Source organism: Sporosarcina jiandibaonis (assembly GCF_013184495.1).
Classification (GTDB): Bacteria; Bacillota; Bacilli; order Bacillales_A; family Planococcaceae; genus Sporosarcina; species Sporosarcina jiandibaonis.
On the sequence record NZ_JAAOIY010000002.1, the window covers coordinates 242,950 to 260,769 of the forward strand.

The 17,820-nt window shown below is 44.6% G+C and carries 17 protein-coding genes and 1 other annotated feature; all 17 genes read left to right on the forward strand.

All coding sequences use genetic code 11. The features are described from left to right. The first annotated feature begins 528 nt into the window (after positions 1 to 528). The 17 genes from G8782_RS08360 (at position 529) to cysS (ending at position 17,815) form a co-directional block, all read left to right on the forward strand. Positions 529 to 810: a hypothetical protein gene (locus G8782_RS08360; protein ID WP_172370258.1), complete on the forward strand. Its 282-nt coding sequence runs from the start codon at positions 529 to 531 to the stop codon at positions 808 to 810. Between the two features lie 51 nt (positions 811 to 861). Then, entirely contained in the window at positions 862 to 1,047 is a 186-nt protein-coding gene (locus G8782_RS08365; protein ID WP_172370492.1) for a histidine kinase, read from the forward strand. A gap of 137 nt (positions 1,048 to 1,184) precedes the next feature. After that, positions 1,185 to 1,781, forward strand: coding sequence for a biotin transporter BioY (locus tag G8782_RS08370; protein ID WP_172370493.1), 597 nt, complete (start codon positions 1,185 to 1,187; stop codon positions 1,779 to 1,781). Then, positions 1,778 to 2,779 (forward strand): biotin synthase BioB, encoded by a 1,002-nt coding sequence (bioB, locus tag G8782_RS08375; protein ID WP_172370494.1) that lies wholly within the window; start codon positions 1,778 to 1,780, stop codon positions 2,777 to 2,779. Before G8782_RS08370 ends, bioB begins: the two co-directional genes overlap by 4 nt. Positions 2,780 to 2,917: 138 nt before the next feature. Continuing rightward, a complete protein-coding gene (locus G8782_RS08380; RefSeq protein ID WP_172370495.1) occupies positions 2,918 to 4,612 on the forward strand; it encodes a hypothetical protein in 1,695 nt (564 codons plus the stop codon). 41 nt (positions 4,613 to 4,653) lie between these two features. After that, on the forward strand, positions 4,654 to 4,824 hold the full coding sequence (locus tag G8782_RS08385) for a hypothetical protein (RefSeq protein WP_172370496.1): 171 nt from the start codon (positions 4,654 to 4,656) through the stop codon (positions 4,822 to 4,824). A gap of 394 nt (positions 4,825 to 5,218) precedes the next feature. Continuing rightward, the gene (locus G8782_RS08390) at positions 5,219 to 5,686 is read left to right on the forward strand and encodes a CtsR family transcriptional regulator (protein WP_172370497.1); all 468 of its coding nucleotides are present in this window, start codon (positions 5,219 to 5,221) and stop codon (positions 5,684 to 5,686) included. Between the two features lie 45 nt (positions 5,687 to 5,731). Further along, positions 5,732 to 6,289: a UvrB/UvrC motif-containing protein gene (locus G8782_RS08395; RefSeq protein WP_172370498.1), complete on the forward strand. Its 558-nt coding sequence runs from the start codon at positions 5,732 to 5,734 to the stop codon at positions 6,287 to 6,289. Next, a complete protein-coding gene (mcsB, locus tag G8782_RS08400; RefSeq protein ID WP_172370499.1) occupies positions 6,279 to 7,367 on the forward strand; it encodes a protein-arginine kinase McsB in 1,089 nt (362 codons plus the stop codon). Before G8782_RS08395 ends, mcsB begins: the two co-directional genes overlap by 11 nt. 159 nt (positions 7,368 to 7,526) lie before the next feature. Further along, a complete protein-coding gene (locus tag G8782_RS08405; RefSeq protein ID WP_216667816.1) occupies positions 7,527 to 9,986 on the forward strand; it encodes an ATP-dependent Clp protease ATP-binding subunit in 2,460 nt (819 codons plus the stop codon). Positions 9,987 to 10,060: 74 nt separating this feature from the next. Beyond that, the gene (radA, locus tag G8782_RS08410) at positions 10,061 to 11,434 is read left to right on the forward strand and encodes a DNA repair protein RadA (RefSeq protein WP_172370500.1); all 1,374 of its coding nucleotides are present in this window, start codon (positions 10,061 to 10,063) and stop codon (positions 11,432 to 11,434) included. 173 nt (positions 11,435 to 11,607) lie between these two features. Next, entirely contained in the window at positions 11,608 to 12,711 is a 1,104-nt protein-coding gene (locus G8782_RS08415) for a PIN/TRAM domain-containing protein (protein ID WP_172370501.1), read from the forward strand. Between the two features lie 26 nt (positions 12,712 to 12,737). Further along, positions 12,738 to 13,430, forward strand: a complete 693-nt coding sequence (gene ispD, locus G8782_RS08420) for a 2-C-methyl-D-erythritol 4-phosphate cytidylyltransferase (protein ID WP_172370502.1) — start codon at positions 12,738 to 12,740, stop codon at positions 13,428 to 13,430. Continuing rightward, positions 13,427 to 13,903, forward strand: coding sequence for a 2-C-methyl-D-erythritol 2,4-cyclodiphosphate synthase (ispF, locus tag G8782_RS08425; protein ID WP_172370503.1), 477 nt, complete (start codon positions 13,427 to 13,429; stop codon positions 13,901 to 13,903). The genes ispD and ispF overlap by 4 nt, the downstream gene beginning before the upstream one ends. A gap of 72 nt (positions 13,904 to 13,975) precedes the next feature. Then, positions 13,976 to 15,436 carry a glutamate--tRNA ligase gene (gene gltX / locus G8782_RS08430; RefSeq protein ID WP_172370504.1) on the forward strand — a complete coding sequence of 487 codons (1,461 nt, stop codon included), beginning with the start codon at positions 13,976 to 13,978 and terminating at the stop codon, positions 15,434 to 15,436. A gap of 46 nt (positions 15,437 to 15,482) precedes the next feature. Next, positions 15,483 to 15,701: a binding site (T-box leader), on the forward strand. A 55-nt stretch (positions 15,702 to 15,756) separates the two neighbouring features. Then, entirely contained in the window at positions 15,757 to 16,434 is a 678-nt protein-coding gene (cysE, locus tag G8782_RS08435; protein ID WP_172370505.1) for a serine O-acetyltransferase, read from the forward strand. Beyond that, complete coding sequence (gene cysS, locus G8782_RS08440; RefSeq protein WP_172370506.1) at positions 16,415 to 17,815, forward strand: cysteine--tRNA ligase; 1,401 nt, start codon at positions 16,415 to 16,417, stop codon at positions 17,813 to 17,815. Before cysE ends, cysS begins: the two co-directional genes overlap by 20 nt. Positions 17,816 to 17,820 lie beyond the last annotated feature (5 nt).

Here is a 17,820-nt window from a genome sequence, read left to right on the forward strand (position 1 = left end):
CGGATGTTTGCTCCCGTAACGGACTATCTTATTCCCGTATCTCGCTAGTTTATTCCCGCAACGCGTGGGTCGCCGCTTTTGTTCCCGTATCGCGGCAGTTTGCTCCCGTAACGGACTACTTTATTCCCGTATCTCGCTGGTTTATTCCCGCAACGCGTGGGTCGCTACTTTTGCTCCCGTATCGCGGCAGTTTACTCCCGTAACGGACTATCTTATTCCCGTATCTCGCTAGTTTATTCCCGCAACGCGTGGGTCGCCACTTTTGTTCCCGTATCGCGACAGTTTGTTCCCGTATCGCGGCAGTTTGCTCCCGTAACGGACTACTTTATTCCCGTATCTCGCTGGTTTATTCCCGCAACGCGTGGGTCGCCACTTTTGCTCCCGTACCGGACTATCTTTGTCCCGCAACGCGCGGGTCGCCGATTTTATTCCCGTTCCGCAGCCCCCTTCATTATTTTCAAAAGCCTATAGTCGCTCGCCCGTCTGTCTTCCTTTTAAAAACATGTACTAGAGGGAGGAGGTGATCGTATGATGCAACATGGAAATTGCCATGACAATCAGGTTATGCCGATTGTATGCCCGCCGGAGTATAGATGTCACGATGAATTTATGCCGCGGGAAGTTCCTATTATTCACCCGATTGTCAACGTGAATAGACATCATTACGTCGATATACCAAGACATTATTATGAAGAAACGACGGTAGATGTAATGGGAGCACCAGTCGTCCCACGTGGTGGTTTTGGACCGGAGTTCGGAGGTGGCTATGGTCCTGAGTTCGGCAGGAGAGGCCGTTCACGCTGGTTCTAAAACCGAATTATGATAGACTAAAGCTACTAAAACTTACTGAGGGTGAACAAGTTGAGAGCTTTAGCGTACACGGTTCCGATAATGATTATCGTTGCTTGGGGTAGCTGGTTCATGTTAAATCGGAGCCATACAGAAGTGCCCGAAACATCACGCGTCCTCATCACGATTGGCGCTTTAGTTGTGAGCGGGATCATTTCATACTTTCTCTTTCCGAAAGATGAAATTAAAAAGAAATAATAAGTACCGACGGCCATCGAGCTGTCGGTATTTTTTTGTGGGTAAAACTTTTGAGTTAACCTAAAGTAAATTCATGTTGACACAAATGTGGTCATCTCTTATTATTAAAAATATCAAATAACTTATTGAGGTGACTTATGACAACAGCAACGACAAAAGCAAAAAGTGGAATGAGTGCATTAAGTTTGGTCTATAGCGGGATGTTTGCGGCACTCATGATGATCGGAGCAAACATTACGGCATTTGCCCCGTTTTTGGCGGTTGGCGGAGTTCCTATCACGCTTCAGACATTTTTCGCGATTCTTGCAGGTTTAATTCTTGGAAGTCGGTTAGGCGCAATTTCGATGACTGTTTACATGTTTGTAGGGCTTGCAGGAGCACCGGTTTTCGCGAAGTTTAGCGGAGGAATTGGTTCGATTATTAGCCCGACTTTCGGATTTATTGTTTCATTTATTTTTGTGGCGTACATAGTCGGGAAAATCGTTGAGAAAAATGGTCATTTAAACAGTTATATTTTCGCGGCACTCGTTGGTTGTGTGATTAACTACGGATTTGGGACGAACTGGATGTACTTCGCTTATAAACTTTGGGCGGCTGCCCCCGATGCATTCACCTACAAAATCGCTTGGTTATGGATGGTACCGCCATTGCCGAAAGATATATTTTTATCTGTTTTGGCAGGTATTTTCGGACACCGCATGTATAAAGTGTTAAAAGTGAGGCGTAATTTATGACGCAATATAATAAATTAGCCGAACGCGTCCTTGCGGGGGAAGTACTATCTGATGATGAAGCACTTTCGATATTAAATAGCACGGATGACGATTTGCTGCTCCTTTTGCATGCATCCTATAAAATTCGAAAACATTATTTTGGCAATAAAGTTAAGCTTAATATGATCATTAATACAAAGTCAGGACTATGCCCGGAAAACTGTGGGTATTGTGCGCAGTCAATTGTATCCGTAGCGCCGATCGAAAAGTATTCCATGATGAAAAGAGAAGAGATTATTGCCGGTGCCGAACGCGCGGCGAAACTGAATGCGGGTACATATTGTATCGTTGCGAGCGGGCGTGGGCCTGCTGATCGTGAACTTGACATAGTCATTGATTCTGTTAAAAAAATTAAATCAAAACATGAACATATGACAGTTTGTGCGTGTCTAGGATTATTAAAAGCAGAGCAAGCAGTGCGATTGAAAGAAGCGGGCGTCGATCGATACAACCACAACATCAATACATCTGAAGCCCATCATGCAAGTATTACAACATCACATACATACGAAGACCGAGTCAATACGGTTGATTTAGTAAAGCAATCGGGCATTTCGCCTTGTTCTGGGGTTATTATCGGTATGCGTGAAACAAAAGAAGATGTTATCGCAATGGCACGCAGTTTACATGCAATGGATGCAGACTCAATCCCTGTAAATTTTTTACATGCTGTTGACGGCACGCCGCTTGGTGGGGTAGATGAGTTAACCCCGCGCTATTGTTTAAAAGTACTTTGTTTGTTCAGGTTCATGAATCCGTCGAAAGAGATTCGAATTTCGGGTGGCCGAGAAGTAAACTTACGCAGCTTGCAACCGTTTGGATTATTTCCAGCGAATTCAATTTTTATAGGCGATTACTTGACTACTGAAGGTCAAGAAGGAAATCAAGACCGGAAGATGCTTGAGGATTTAGGATTTGAAGTTGATCTTGAACCGTTAAAACGAAATGTATCTGTATAAAGCGAAACGGATTTCCCAGAGTTTAGGGAAGTCCGTTTTGTTATTGAAGAATTTTTTTGTAGAAGAAATGAAACACTTTCGTCTTCCAATCGTATAAAAGAAGTAGTTAAAATTTTTTACGAGAAATGAGTGTATCATATGATCAACCTATTGTTATTTTCAATTATAGTCGGAATTGTATCGAGTTTGATAATTGTTCCGCTTGCGACAACTGTGAAAAGGAATAAGGAAAATGAAGAAACAGGGTTAGTGTTCAACCGATGGGCGGCCTTGGCTAGTACTGCAGTTTTGATAGCAGTCATCGTGTTCGGAGTTTATTACCTATCGAATTTAGATAGAAATTGGACGTCATTATGGCTGATGCTTCTTATCGTCACATTTATGGGGGTTGCGTTCGCGGGGCCGAAAGACCGCAAACCGAAAATCATCCTCTTTATCGGAGCAGCAGTTTTTGTTGTCTATTTACTAAGTGCTCCGCTGTTCAACGCAGACAAGAAATATAATGCGGTTGAAATGGATCAGAAAGTGGAAATTACGGCATTTGATGAGACGAAAACACCTGCAAGCGTTCCGCCGAAGTTCGCGCGGAATAAAATGAAAAAAGCGTTCGGACAAGTGCCGAATACGAGCTACTATGAACTTGGCAACTTGCAAATCCAGAAGGTGGGCGATGATTTCGTCTACATCGCACCTGTTGAATTTTCAGGGTTCTTCAAATGGTTGAGCGCGAAAACGACTCCTGGATACTTCACGATGAGCGCGACTGATTCGGCAGACAATCCGAAATTTGTGAAAGCTGAAATGATATACACGCCGTCCTCTTTTTTCGGCAAGAATGTTGAGCGGCACATAAGAATGAATATGCCGGACCTCATCTTTTACGGTGATGTTCAACTGGAAGTCGATGATGAAGGAAAACCTCATTACATTCGTTCGTATGGGGAATTTATTACCGGGCGAAACGGTTTTGACGTTAAAGGCATTGTCATGATGGATCCAGAGACGGGCGATATTGAGAAATTCCCGATTTCTGAAGTGCCTGCCTTTATTAACGGCGCGGTTTCTCCGGAAGCCGTAAGCCTGCAAAATAGTTATTTCGGTAATTACATTCACGGTTTTTGGAATTCTGTTGTCGGAAAGAAAGATGTGAAACTTCCTTCTGATGAAGGCACAGAAGCAAATGTGAGCCCGATATTTGATGAAGAGGGGCATATGTATTACTTCACAGACTTTACAAGTCCGAAAGAAGGCGTCGATTCAATGCTGGGCTATGCGTTGACAGATGGCCGTACAGGAAAAGCGACTTATTACACCGGGAATCTTGAAGAGTCGTATATGGATTCGCAAGGGGCCCTGCAAATTATCGAGAAGAAGTTTATCGAGAAGAAATGGTCTGGCGAAATGCCGGTTCTTTATAATTTTTACGGCGAGGCAAGTTGGCTGACGCCAGTTCTGGACTCTAACGGATTTTTGCAAAATTACTTTATCGTTTCCGCAGCGAATCCGGAAATATCCGTGTTTGGGAACACGCCAAACGAAGCGTTGAAACTTTATAAGACCGCGCTTCAGCGAGGCGGCAGCACAGTCGACGGCAGTTCAAATGCGGAAGAGGCAAAAGCAACAATCACGGTCTCCCGTGTGTTTAAAGAACGTGTCGGAGACTTTACGTTAGTGTCGATTTTGGCAGATGACGGTCGAAACTTTCTCGTCTCCTCCGAAGTTGAACCGCTTGCGATCTATATTCAAGAAGGCGACAAGCTAGTCTTGACGTATTTAGACACCGGGGAACTGTTTTTACCGGTGAGGGAATTGACGAATATGAGCGTGAAATAAATTGGAATGGGCTTCCCGGTTTTATGGGGAGCTCATTTTTTATGTTTCCGGGTGACGTGTTGGCAACTCATCGCCACCACGGGAACTCCTCATCTCGAACATCAACCGATACGAGCATAACTGCTGGAGCATCGAGCACAACCGAATCCGTAGCGAGAGCAAACCGCGACGCAACGAGAATAAAAACCGGAACCGTCTCGATACGAGCATAACCGCTGGAGCATCCAGCACAACCCGATCTGCATCGAGAGCAAATCGCCACTATACGGGAGCAAACTCGCCGCCCCGCCCGTTGCGGGAATAAACTATCGAGATACGGGAATAAAGTAGCCCGTTACGGGAACAAACCGCCACTATACGGGAACAAACTTGTCGCCCCGCCCGTTGCGGTTATAAACCAGGTAACAACGTGCATCCCTCTCTTCACTCCATTAAATTCCGCCCCCCGCGCCAATCCAATGTCTAAACAACCAACCCATACCCGATACTGAAATAGATCATCAAATCCAATGCAAATCAATTGCGAATCGGTAAATTCGATTGTACAATTAAGTCAAAGATAGTCAAAGTCAATACCTTATCGCCCGTGATGAAAGAGGTGAGGACGTGCGAAACATTTCTGATATTATTGAAGGGTATTTAAAAGCGATTATCGAAAAGGAACAGAATGGCATTATTGAAATTAAGCGCAATGAAGTTGCAGAGAAATTTCAATGTGTGCCATCGCAAATTAATTACGTGATCAATACCCGCTTTACAGCGGAGCGTGGATATGCGGTTGAATCGAAACGGGGCGGCGGTGGCTATATTCGTATTTTTCGTGTCCGCCCGAATTCCCGTAAAGAATTAATTGAACATATCTTAGCCGGTCTGGACGGCGGAACTTCGCATACGATGGCGCTAGATGTGGTGCATCGGCTCGTCGATGAAGAAGTGATATCGGAGCGCGAATCGAAGTTGATTCTTGCAGCGGTCGATCGAACGACAATCCGTATTCCGCTGCCGGAACGCGATGAAATCCGGGCGCGTATTTTGCGCGCAATGCTCATAACGCTTATTTATGAACAACTATAAGCAAAGCTGATTTTTGGGAACCTAACAAAAGTGAGGTGGCACACTATGATTTGTGAAAACTGTAAAGAAAGACCCGCTTCCGTCATTATTAAAAAAGGGTATATCGGTGAAGCCGTCGAACGCCACTTATGTGAGAAATGCGCATTCCAATCGGAAACGTTCCATTTTGATCCAAATCAAGAACCGTTATCGATTCAGCAATTCTTATCTCAATGGTTTGGCGGAACGGAACCATTCAAAACGGAGCAGCAACAAACGCGTGGCAATCAATTCGGAAGTATTGAATGCCCGGGATGCAACTTAACATTTTCAAAGTTCCTCGACATCGGGAAATTCGGCTGTGCAACATGTTATGACACGTTCAGACAACATCTTCCGAACGTCTTCGGCAAACTGCATAGCGGTCATACAACCCATACAGGGAAAATTCCTGTTTCGTTTAACAGAGTTTATGCGATCAAACGAAAAGTTGAAGAAGTGCGCGCGAAAATGCAAGCTGCCGTAGCGGAAGAACGATTCGAAGAGGCTGCCGCTTTACGCGACCAGGCAAATGAACTTCAAAAGCAGCTTGCGCATGGAGGTGAAGAACGCAATGTCGATTGAGAAATTCATTCAAAACGCAGCGACAGGCTGGATGACTGCTCACGGTGAAAACTCCGATATTGTACTCTCCACACGTATTCGGTTGGCCCGAAATTTAAGAGGTTATAAGTTTCCAATCGCCGCCAATGACGAAGAAGCTTTAGCCGTCGACAAACTCGTGGCGGGAACTTTATTGGATGACAATGAAGATGATTATACCTATTCGAGAATGTCCGAACTGTCTTCATTGGATCGGGAAGTGCTTGTCGAAAAACACCTGGTCAGTCCGCATTTGACGGATCCAAAACGACACGGCGCTGTTTTACTGTCATCAGATGAGTCAATAAGCGTCATGGTCAATGAAGAAGACCATATTCGGATTCAATGCATTTATCCTGGTTTGCAGTTGGAAGAGGCCTTCAATCAAGCCAACCACGTGGACGATATATTAGAAAAAGAATTGCCCTATGCATTTGATGAGAATTTTGGCTATTTAACGAGTTGTCCATCGAATACGGGAACGGGAATGCGGGCATCGGTCATGATGCATTTGCCTGCATTGACGATTACGAAACAAATTGAACGAATCATCCCGGCAATCGGGCGTTTAGGTTTGGTCGTTCGGGGAAGTTATGGTGAAGGAAGTAAAGCGCTCGGCAATGTTTATCAAGTATCCAATCAAGTAACGCTTGGAAAAACAGAAGCCGAAATCCTTGAGGATCTCAGCAATATCACGTCGCATCTTCTAGCCCATGAACGCAAAGCGCGAAATTTATTAGTAGAAAAATCGCAAATCGCGCTTGAAAATCGATTGTTCCGATCACTAGGGACGCTCGTCTATTCACGATTATTGCAAACAGGCGAAGCCGCTCGTTGCTTGTCGGATGTACGGCTCGGCATCGATTTGGGGATTATTAAAGATGTTGATATGTCGATCCTCAATGAGCTCATGATTTTTATGCAGCCGGGTTTTCTTCAGCAATTTGCCCAAACGGACTTAACGCAAGAAGAACGCGATATTTTCAGGGCGAAACTCTTCCGGGAGCGACTGTCCATAGATGGTACTCGGCCGTCAGCTGAAACAGGAACTGAAGAATAGGCAAAAATTTTGAACCTTGTATTTCATTGGCGTATAATTAGTCAAATTAGGTCAAGGCGTGTTATACCCGACCTTCTTTATAAAGATTTAATTATTTTCGTTTAACGGCGTATAAGGTTGTGGAATAGATTATATATAGTAGAAGGAGAGGACTGAATTATGATGTTTAACCGATTTACACAACGAGCACAAAAAGTGTTGCAACTTGCCCAAGAAGAAGCGATTCGCATGAAACACGAGTCCATTGGCACAGAGCATATTTTGCTCGGCCTTATTCGCGAGGGCGGGGGGATCGCAGCGAAAGCGCTTGAAGCAATCGACGTCAGTTTTGTAACGATTGAAGAAGGTGTCAACAAGCTTGTCGGATCCGGCACAAAAGACGTTGGTCCTATCGTTCACTATACACCGCGTGCAAAAAAAGTAATTGAACTATCTGTTGATGAATCACGGAAGTTAAATCATTCATATATCGGAACAGAACACATTTTGCTTGCGCTTATCCGTGAAGGCGAAGGAGTCGCGGCGCGTGTTTTAAGCAATGCCGGTGTCAGTCTTAACAAGGCTCGCCAGCAAGTATTGCAATTGCTGGGAACTACTGAAAGTTCAAGCGGTTCAAATTCGAACGCATCTGCTTCCGCGGCAACGCCGACATTAGATGGACTTGCGCGAGATTTAACAGAAGTGGCCCGTGAAGGCCAACTTGACCCTGTAATTGGAAGAAGCAATGAGATTACCCGTGTTATTGAAGTGCTAGCGCGCCGCACGAAAAACAATCCGGTGCTGATCGGAGAACCGGGTGTCGGTAAAACAGCGATCGCAGAAGGTCTTGCACAACAAGTCGTGAACAATGAAGTGCCGGAAATCCTTCGCGATAAACGCGTGATGACGCTCGATATGGGAACGGTCGTCGCAGGCACGAAATACCGCGGCGAATTTGAAGATCGCATGAAAAAAGTAATGGAAGAAATCCGCCAAGCAGGCAACGTTATTTTATTCATCGATGAACTTCATACGCTCATCGGCGCAGGCGGCGCAGAAGGTGCCATCGACGCATCGAACATTTTAAAGCCATCCTTAGCGCGAGGAGAACTCCAATGTATCGGTGCGACAACGCTTGATGAGTACCGTAAATATATTGAAAAAGATGCAGCGCTTGAAAGACGTTTTCAACCGATTCAAGTTGACGAACCGACTGTCGACGAATCCATTCAAATTCTTCAAGGATTACGCGACCGTTACGAGGCGCATCACCGCGTGAAAATTACAGATGAGGCAATCGAAGCTGCAGCGAAAATGTCGGATCGTTATATTTCTGACAGGTTCCTGCCTGACAAAGCGATTGATTTAATCGATGAAGCGGGGTCTAAAGTGCGTTTGCGTTCGTATACGACACCTCCAAACTTAAAGGAGCTTGAAACGAAATTAGAAGCTATTCGTTCCGAGAAAAATGCTGCAGTTCAAAGCCAAGAATTTGAAAAGGCTGCGTCATTCCGCGACAAAGAACAGAAGATGAAAGAAGAGCTCGATACAACGAAAAAAGCGTGGAAAGAAGAACAAGGCAAGACAGAATCGAAGGTGACGGTGAATGACATCGCGCAAGTTGTCGCCATGTGGACCGGCATCCCTGTTTCAAAAATTGCTGAAACCGAATCGCTCAAATTATTGAATATGGAAGAAACATTACACGGCCGTGTTATTGGTCAAGCGGAAGCCGTCACAGCCATCTCGAAAGCAATTCGTCGAGCGCGTGCTGGGCTGAAAGATCCAAAACGACCTATCGGTTCATTTATCTTCTTGGGCCCTACAGGTGTCGGGAAAACAGAACTTGCACGGGCGTTAGCGGAAACGATGTTCGGAGATGAAGATGCGATGATTCGCGTCGACATGTCCGAATATATGGAGAAACACTCCACATCTCGTCTCGTCGGTTCTCCTCCGGGGTATGTCGGTCACGAAGAAGGCGGTCAATTAACCGAACAAGTTCGCCGCAAGCCGTACTCGGTAATTTTATTGGATGAAATCGAAAAGGCGCATCCTGATGTTTTCAACATTCTTCTTCAAGTGTTAGAAGACGGCAGACTAACGGATTCAAAAGGACGCACAGTCGACTTCCGTAATACGGTCGTCATTATGACATCTAACGTCGGTGCCCAATCGCTTAAATCGAACCGCTATGTCGGCTTCAACTTGCAAGATTCGGATTTTGATTACGAAGGCATGAAATCTAAAATGCTCGATGAGTTGAAGAAAACATTCCGTCCGGAGTTCTTGAACCGTGTTGACGAAATGATTGTCTTCCACTCGCTTGAAAAAGAGCACTTGCGCAAAATCGTTACGCTGATGGCGAACGAATTAGCGAAACGTCTCGAAGAACAAGATATTGTTCTTGAATTAACAGACGCAGCGAAAATGAAGATTTCGGAAGTTGGCTACGATCCTGAATACGGTGCTCGACCTTTGCGCCGTGCGCTTCAAAAACATGTTGAAGACCGGTTATCTGAGGAGCTCCTGAGAGGAACGGTCCTAACTGGCGGTAAAGTTGTAGTCGATGTCGAAAATGATGAATTTGTCGTTCGAACAGAAGGTATCGAAACGGAAGAAGTAACAATAGAAAAGTAATAGTGGAATCAGGATAGTCCTCCGTCGGATTTTTCGGCGGGATAGGACTGTCCTTTCCGTCTTTGGAGGTAAATATGTCTAAAAGAAAATCAAAATTCATGTGTAAAGATTGTGGCTATGAATCTCCTAAATGGATGGGACGCTGCCCAGGTTGCGGCGAATGGAACACAATGAACGAAGAAATTGAAGTCGTTAGTAAAGGTCCGCGCGGCGCATTCCAGCATTCTGAAAATGTGCGTCAAAAAGCTATGCCGATCAGCAAAGTTGAAACACAAGCAGAACCACGCGTTGAAACTGACTTAGGTGAACTAAACCGAGTTCTCGGCGGGGGGATTGTACCGGGTTCACTTCTTCTGACTGCCGGAGATCCAGGGATCGGCAAGTCGACCCTTCTTCTTCAAGTATCCTCACTTCTAGCGAATGCTGGCCATCGTGTTTTATATATTTCAGGTGAAGAGTCGATTCGTCAAACAAAAATGCGAGCAGAACGACTTGGTGTTTTATCGGATGAACTTTACATATATGCTGAAACCGATTTGGAACAAATTCATCATACAATTGAAGAAGTAAAACCGAAGTTTGTCATTGTCGACTCCATCCAGACGATTCATCATCCCGAAGTGAAATCGGCTCCGGGAAGCATTACGCAAGTGCGTGAATGTACAGCCGAGCTCATGCGTATCGCGAAAACGCAAAACATCGCGATATTCCTCGTTGGTCACGTAACGAAAGACGGGCAAATTGCGGGTCCGCGCATACTTGAACATATGGTAGATACCGTTCTTTATTTCGAAGGGGAACGCCATCATACGTATCGGATTTTGCGGAGCGTTAAAAACAGGTTCGGTTCGACAAATGAAATCGCGATTTTTGAGATGTTGCAATCCGGATTAAAAGAAGTTCTGAACCCTTCGGAATTATTTCTGCGTGAAAGATCGCAAGGCGGAGCGGGTTCAACAGTCGTCGCTTCCATGGAAGGAACGCGACCGATACTGGTTGAAATCCAAGCCCTCGTTACACCGTCAAGCTTTAATTATCCCAAACGGATGGCGACAGGGCTCGATCAAAACCGGGTATCTCTCTTAATGGCTGTTTTAGAAAAACGAATGGGCATGCTGCTGCAAGCGCAAGATGCCTATATTAAAGTCGCAGGCGGCGTCAAATTAGATGAACCCGCTATCGATCTTGCCGTGTTAGTAAGTATTGTATCTAGTTACCGCGACGCGGCTGCTGGTTTATCCGACTGCTTTATTGGAGAGGTTGGCTTGACAGGGGAAGTTCGGCGCGTGTCGCGTATTGAACAACGAGTCTCCGAAGCTGCCAAACTAGGATTTGAACGCGCAATCATCCCTCAATCAAATTTGGGCGGTTGGGATTATCCAAAAGGAATTCAAGTAATCGGTGTCGAAACTGTTAGCGATGCCTTGAAAGTCGGTTTTTCAAAATAGGGGCTACGTGTTAGTCCCTAGAATTACTTGCTTGAATTTAGTGCATTTTGCACATGCTAGACAACGAGGGTCAGAACGCCGCGTTAAATTAGTCACATTTAGACGGATTTAACTAGGTTATTAAAGGCGGGTGGTTGGGAATACATGTATAATTAATTAAGGAGGTGTTTCATATGTTGAAAAGAGTTGTTCAGCTTTCATTTTTACTTATTGGAGGCACGCTAGGAGTCATATTTTTACCGGAATTATTCTCGTTATTTACATTTACTTCAAATCCGCTCATTAATAACCCGTATATATCCGCTATTATCGGCGCACTTATTTTTTTCTTATTAAATCTTTTTCTAACTTCACCGGTCGTGAATTTTGTCAAATGGATGGAAGATTGGTTATTAAAAGCGCCTATTTTTGACTTGTTATTTGGGACGCTCGGCTTAATCATTGGATTAAGTGTAGCATTCCTCATAAGTTTTTGGTTAGGGAATATCGAAATTCCGCTCCTCAACTCGGTGTTGCCGACGGTGTTATTCGTCATTCTCGGTTACTTAGGGTTTCAAGTCGGTTTTAAACAAGGTGATGAATTTCTCCATGCAATTCAATCTGCAAAAAACACCGGCAGTAAGAGGAAAGAATCTGATGATGCGTTAGCCGCTACACGGGGGAACCTATATAAAATACTAGATACGAGTGTCATTATCGATGGACGCATTGCAGATATTTCAGCAACTGGTTTTCTCGAAGGAGTGCTCGTTGTTCCGCAGTTTGTGTTGACGGAACTGCAACATATTGCAGACTCTTCGGATACGTTGAAGAGAACAAAAGGCAGGCGCGGGCTAGATATTTTGAGGCGCTTGCAAACGGATGAGGGTCCAGGAATATTAATAACGGACACGGATTTTGCGGACGTTGCGGAAGTTGATCTTAAGCTCGTCCATCTAGCAAAAGAGATGAGTGGCCTTGTCGTCACCAATGATTTTAATCTCAACAAAGTCGCTGATCTGCACGGTGTTCCTGTATTGAACATTAATGATTTAGCGAATGCGGTCAAGCCGGTCGTTATTCCCGGTGAAGACATGCATGTCGTCGTTATTAAAGACGGGAAAGAGCATCAGCAAGGGATTGCTTATTTGGACGATGGTACGATGATTGTCGTTGAAGATGGGAAGTTCCATATCGGCAACGCAATTGATGTGACTGTAACGAGCGTGTTGCAAACATCAGCAGGGCGAATGATTTTCGCGAAACCGAAAAATGGTCGATCTGCCAAGGCAAATTAATAACGATAGACGAGGAAGATGGAAAAGTGGACTACACGGTAATGATGCCGGCAGCCGGAAGCGGACAGCGTATGGGTGCCGGCTATAATAAGCTTTTTTTGCAACTCGATCATAAACCAATTATTATTCATACGCTGTTAGTGTTTGAAGGAGATCCAGCATGTAAAGGAATTATTCTAGCGGTGAAGCCGGATGAACGACAAGAAATTCAATCCATGCTTGACCGCTTTGAGATTTCGAAAATCAAGGTAATTGTGGACGGCGGAACGGAACGCCAATATAGTGTTGCGGCTTGTATTGAAGCGCATGCGGAAAATGGAATTGTTTTAGTTCATGATGCAGCTCGTCCATTTTTGAAGAGGTCTGTCATCGCTGATCTCGTTCAAAAGGCAACGGAGTTTGGAGCGGCGATTGCAGCGGTTCAACCTAAAGATACGATGAAAACAGCGACAGATGGAGTTGTTGAGGAGACGGTTGACCGCGAAAAGCTATGGATCATTCAAACTCCGCAAGCTTTCAAATATGAGGTGTTGAAAGCGGCATCGGAACTGGCAGCTCGCGATGGTTTTTTAGGAACGGATGAGTCCATGCTCGTTGAAAGACTGGGACATCCAGTTCAGATTGTAGAAAGTACGTATGAAAATGTGAAAATGACGACGCAAGAAGATCTTGCGTTCGGTGAAATAATACTTAAGAGGCAACTGGAGGATTTTGTATGATTCGGATTGGACAAGGTTTTGATGTGCATAAATTTGAAGTGGGCCGTCCTTTAATTCTTGGTGGCGTATTAATTCCGCATGATAAGGGACTCTCGGGTCATTCCGACGCGGATGTGCTGCTTCACACGATTACGGATGCGGCGCTGGGCGCGATTGGCGAAGGCGATATAGGTCGACATTTCCCGGATACAGATCAGGCATTTAAAGATGCGGACTCTGCAGTTTTGCTAGAAGAGATTTGGAAACTAGTCGCTGAACGGGGTTATAAATTGGGGAATATTGACTGCACGATTATTGCAGAACAACCAAAAATGGCGCCGCATATCGAAGTCATTCAAGAACGTGTGGCAAAGCTTTTAAAAGCAGAGACTTCACAAGTTAATGTTAAAGCGACAACGACAGAGAAATTGGGATTTACGGGCCGCGGAGAAGGAATAGCAGCGATGGCAACGATTCTATTGCAAAAGAGCTAACATCTTTTCTGTAAAATCAAACATATGTTAAAATAAAAAGGATATATGCACGAAAACTTAGGAGGATTAATAATGACGAAGGAAGTTCGCGTTCGATACGCACCGAGTCCAACCGGGCATTTACATATTGGAAATGCACGTACGGCACTATTCAACTATTTGTTTGCACGCAGTAAAGGCGGAAAATTCATCATCCGAATTGAAGACACAGATTCGAGCCGGAATATCGAAGGCGGCGAAAGCTCCCAACTCAAGTATTTAGATTGGTTAGGGCTTGATTGGGATGAAGGTGTTGACGTCGGTGGAGATTTCGGGCCTTATCGTCAATCCGAACGAAATGATCTATACAAAAAACTATATGATGAACTTTTAGAGAAAGATTTAGCATATAAATGTTACTGTACGCCTGAAGAGTTAGAAGCTGAACGTGAAGCGCAAACTGCAAGAAATGAGATGCCGCGTTATAGCGGGAAATGTCGTCATTTATCTGTCGAGGAACGAGCTGAACGCGAGTCGGAAGGCAGAGAACCGAGCATCCGCTTTGCAGTGCCGCGCGGAAAAGTGTACACGTTTAACGACATCGTAAAAGATAATGTATCATTTGAATCAGACGGAATCGGCGACTTTGTCATCGTGAAAAAAGATGGTATTCCAACGTATAACTTTGCTGTTGTTGTAGATGACCACTACATGGAAATCACGCACGTTTTACGCGGAGACGACCATATATCAAACACGCCGAGACAACAAATGATTTATGAAGCATTCGGGTGGGAAACACCGGTATTCGGCCATATGACATTAATTGTGAATGAAAGCGGTCGTAAACTGAGTAAGCGTGATGAAGCCATTATCCAGTTTATCGAACAATATAAGGAGCTTGGGTATTTGCCAGAAGCGTTATTCAATTTTATCGTCTTGCTTGGTTGGTCGCCAGAAGGAGAAGATGAGCTGTTTTCGAAAGAAGAGCTTATTTCGATTTTTGACGAAAATCGTTTATCGAAATCCCCGGCTGCATTCGATAAAAACAAACTAACGTGGATGAACAACCAATACATTAAACAATTGCCGCTCGAAAAAGTAATTGAACTGGCGCTGCCTCATTTGCAAAAATCAGGTGCATTGCCAGCAGAATTGTCTCCAGAACAACAAGAATGGGCACATGATTTAATCGCTTTATATCACGGCCAGTTGAGCTACGGGGCTGAAATCGTCGAGCTAACCGCCCAGTTCTTCAAGGATGAGATTGAATATAATGAACAATCCTTAGAGGTGCTTGCAGGTGAACAAGTTCCGGAAGTAATGGCATCGTTGGAAAACAAGTTTTCTGAACTTGAAACATTTGACGCGCCGTCGATCAAAGCGGCGATCAGCGCTGTTCAAAAAGAAACGGGTCATAAAGGCCGTAACTTATTCATGCCGATTCGCGTTGTCACGACGGGTGAAACGAGCGGACCTGAATTACCTGCAGCCATCGCCCTCGTTGGAAAAGAAATTGCAATTTCACGCATTGCCAAATACGCAGAACAATAATTTTGACTTTCCAGACTTTGCGTGTAAGATTGAAAGTAATTAAATGATTAAACCGTTGATAAGGAGAAGTACACATAGGTAAGCTCTTCAGAGAGGATCATCACTGGCTGAAAGTGATCCGAGTCATTACGATGTGGAAATGCCCCTTTGAGTGCCGCGCTGAAGTCGTAGTAAGCCGGACGTTTCGCCAACGTTAACAGGCATTAAGCGGGAAGGTGCGAACCTTTCAAGCGGAGTGGAACCACGCATTCAATGCGTCTCTGTCATTTTTGACAGGGGCGTATTTTTGTTTTCACGAAATTAAATTAGGAGGGAAGCCGGTGTTTCGGACAATGAAAGAAGATATACGATGCATTTTTGACCAGGATCCTGCAGCACGTAGTGTATTTGAAGTAATACTGACGTATTCCGGCTTGCATGCTATTTGGGCGCACCGAATCGCGCATGCGTTGTATAAACTGAATTTACTATTTTTAGCGCGTGCAGTTTCTCAAATCAGCCGCTTTTTTACCGGAATCGAAATTCATCCAGGCGCAACAATCGGGCGTCGATTGTTTATCGACCACGGCATGGGAATCGTTATTGGTGAAACTTGCGAAATCGGCAATGACGTCACCATTTATCAAGGCGTCACGTTAGGCGGTACGGGCAAGGAGAAAGGAAAGCGGCATCCGACACTTGAGGATAATGTGCTTGTTGCAACGGGAGCCAAGGTGCTTGGATCCATCACAATTGGAGAGAATAGTAAAGTTGGCGCGGGTTCTGTTGTACTGAAGAATGTCCCGGCCAATTCGACAGTCGTAGGAATCCCGGGGCAAGTAGTCGTTACAAACGGCGTAAAGGTAAACCGAAAACTTGACCATCAAGACATGCCGGATCCTATAGCCGATAAATGCGATTTGCTTGAAAATAAAATTTCCCAACTCCAAGAACGCCTTAAGGAACTCGAAGAATCTATGAACAAGGAAGGGATTTGCAATGAACATACAAATTTATAATACGTTAACACGAAAAAAGGAGCCTTTCATCCCGCAAGTCGAAGGGGAGGTTTCGATGTATGTATGCGGACCAACCGTCTACAATTACATTCATATCGGAAACGCTCGACCTGTCATCGTATTCGACACGGTTCGCAAATACCTCGAATTCCGTGGATACGATGTGAAGTTCGTGTCCAACTTTACGGACGTCGACGACAAAATTATTGCGGCGGCAAATGAACTCGGCGAAGACACTAGTGAATTGACAGAGCGTTTCATCAACGCTTATTTTGAAGATGTCTCCGCACTTGGATGCTCTGAAGCCGATGTTCATCCGCGCGTGACAAACCATATTGACGACATTATTGAATTTATCGAAGTGTTGATTGATAAAGGTTTCGCTTACGAATCCCACGGCGATGTTTATTACCGTACGACAAAATTCGACGGGTATGGAAAGCTATCCAAACAATCAACGGATGAGCTAATCGTCGGTGCGCGAATCGAAAAAGGCGAAAAGAAAGATGATCCATTGGACTTTGTCTTGTGGAAAGCGGCAAAAGAAAATGAGGTTTCATGGAAAAGTCCATGGGGGGAAGGGCGTCCGGGTTGGCATATTGAATGTTCGGCAATGGCGCGCGTTCACCTCGGCGATACGATCGATATTCACGGGGGCGGCCAAGACTTGACATTCCCGCACCATGAAAACGAAATTGCGCAATCTGAAGCAATGACAGGAAAACCTTTCGCGAAGTATTGGATGCATAACGGCTATATTAATATCGACAATGAAAAAATGTCGAAGTCATTAAATAACTTCGTCTTGGTCAATGAAATCCGAAAACAAGTCGATCCAAGAGTGCTACGGTTTTTCATGCTGTCCGTCCATTACAGACACCCGATTAACTTCTCGGAAGAACTTGTTGGAAATGCGGCGAATGGTTTAGAGCGAATTACGACTGCTTACAATAATGTTAAACATCGACTAGAAAACTCTGCTGATCTCGGCGATCAAAAAGATATTTGGATGAACAAGATTGATGAATGCAAAAATGACTTTACCGTAGCGATGGATGATGACTTTAATACTGCAAACGGAATTGCAGCGATTTTTGAACTTGTCCGACTCGCTAACGTTTATTTATTGGAAAAAAATACGGAAACTAGTGTGTTAGCATACTTTAAGACAACATTTGATGCATTGATGAATGTACTCGGCTTGCCTTTCAATGACGCAGAAGACCTTTTAGATACAGATATTGAAGAATTAATCGAAGAACGGCTTGAAGCGCGTCGAAACCGGGATTTCGGGCGGGCTGATGAAATTCGTGACGAACTCGTCGCGAAAGGAATTCTTCTAGAAGATACCGCGCAAGGAACGCGCTGGAGAAGAGGCTAATTCGT

Excerpts from the sequence above, each read along its gene's own strand:
- G8782_RS08360 (WP_172370258.1), top strand. The coding sequence starts at position 529 with ATGATGCAACATGGAAATTGCCATGACAATCAGGTTATGCCGATTGTA.
- G8782_RS08370 (WP_172370493.1), top strand. The coding sequence starts at position 1,185 with ATGACAACAGCAACGACAAAAGCAAAAAGTGGAATGAGTGCATTAAGT.
- bioB (WP_172370494.1), top strand. The coding sequence starts at position 1,778 with ATGACGCAATATAATAAATTAGCCGAACGCGTCCTTGCGGGGGAAGTA.
- G8782_RS08380 (WP_172370495.1), top strand. The coding sequence starts at position 2,918 with ATGATCAACCTATTGTTATTTTCAATTATAGTCGGAATTGTATCGAGT.
- G8782_RS08385 (WP_172370496.1), top strand. The coding sequence starts at position 4,654 with ATGTTTCCGGGTGACGTGTTGGCAACTCATCGCCACCACGGGAACTCC.
- G8782_RS08395 (WP_172370498.1), top strand. The coding sequence starts at position 5,732 with ATGATTTGTGAAAACTGTAAAGAAAGACCCGCTTCCGTCATTATTAAA.
- mcsB (WP_172370499.1), top strand. The coding sequence starts at position 6,279 with ATGTCGATTGAGAAATTCATTCAAAACGCAGCGACAGGCTGGATGACT.
- G8782_RS08405 (WP_216667816.1), top strand. The coding sequence starts at position 7,527 with ATGATGTTTAACCGATTTACACAACGAGCACAAAAAGTGTTGCAACTT.
- radA (WP_172370500.1), top strand. The coding sequence starts at position 10,061 with ATGTCTAAAAGAAAATCAAAATTCATGTGTAAAGATTGTGGCTATGAA.
- G8782_RS08415 (WP_172370501.1), top strand. The coding sequence starts at position 11,608 with ATGTTGAAAAGAGTTGTTCAGCTTTCATTTTTACTTATTGGAGGCACG.
- ispF (WP_172370503.1), top strand. The coding sequence starts at position 13,427 with ATGATTCGGATTGGACAAGGTTTTGATGTGCATAAATTTGAAGTGGGC.
- gltX (WP_172370504.1), top strand. The coding sequence starts at position 13,976 with ATGACGAAGGAAGTTCGCGTTCGATACGCACCGAGTCCAACCGGGCAT.
- cysS (WP_172370506.1), top strand. The coding sequence starts at position 16,415 with ATGAACATACAAATTTATAATACGTTAACACGAAAAAAGGAGCCTTTC.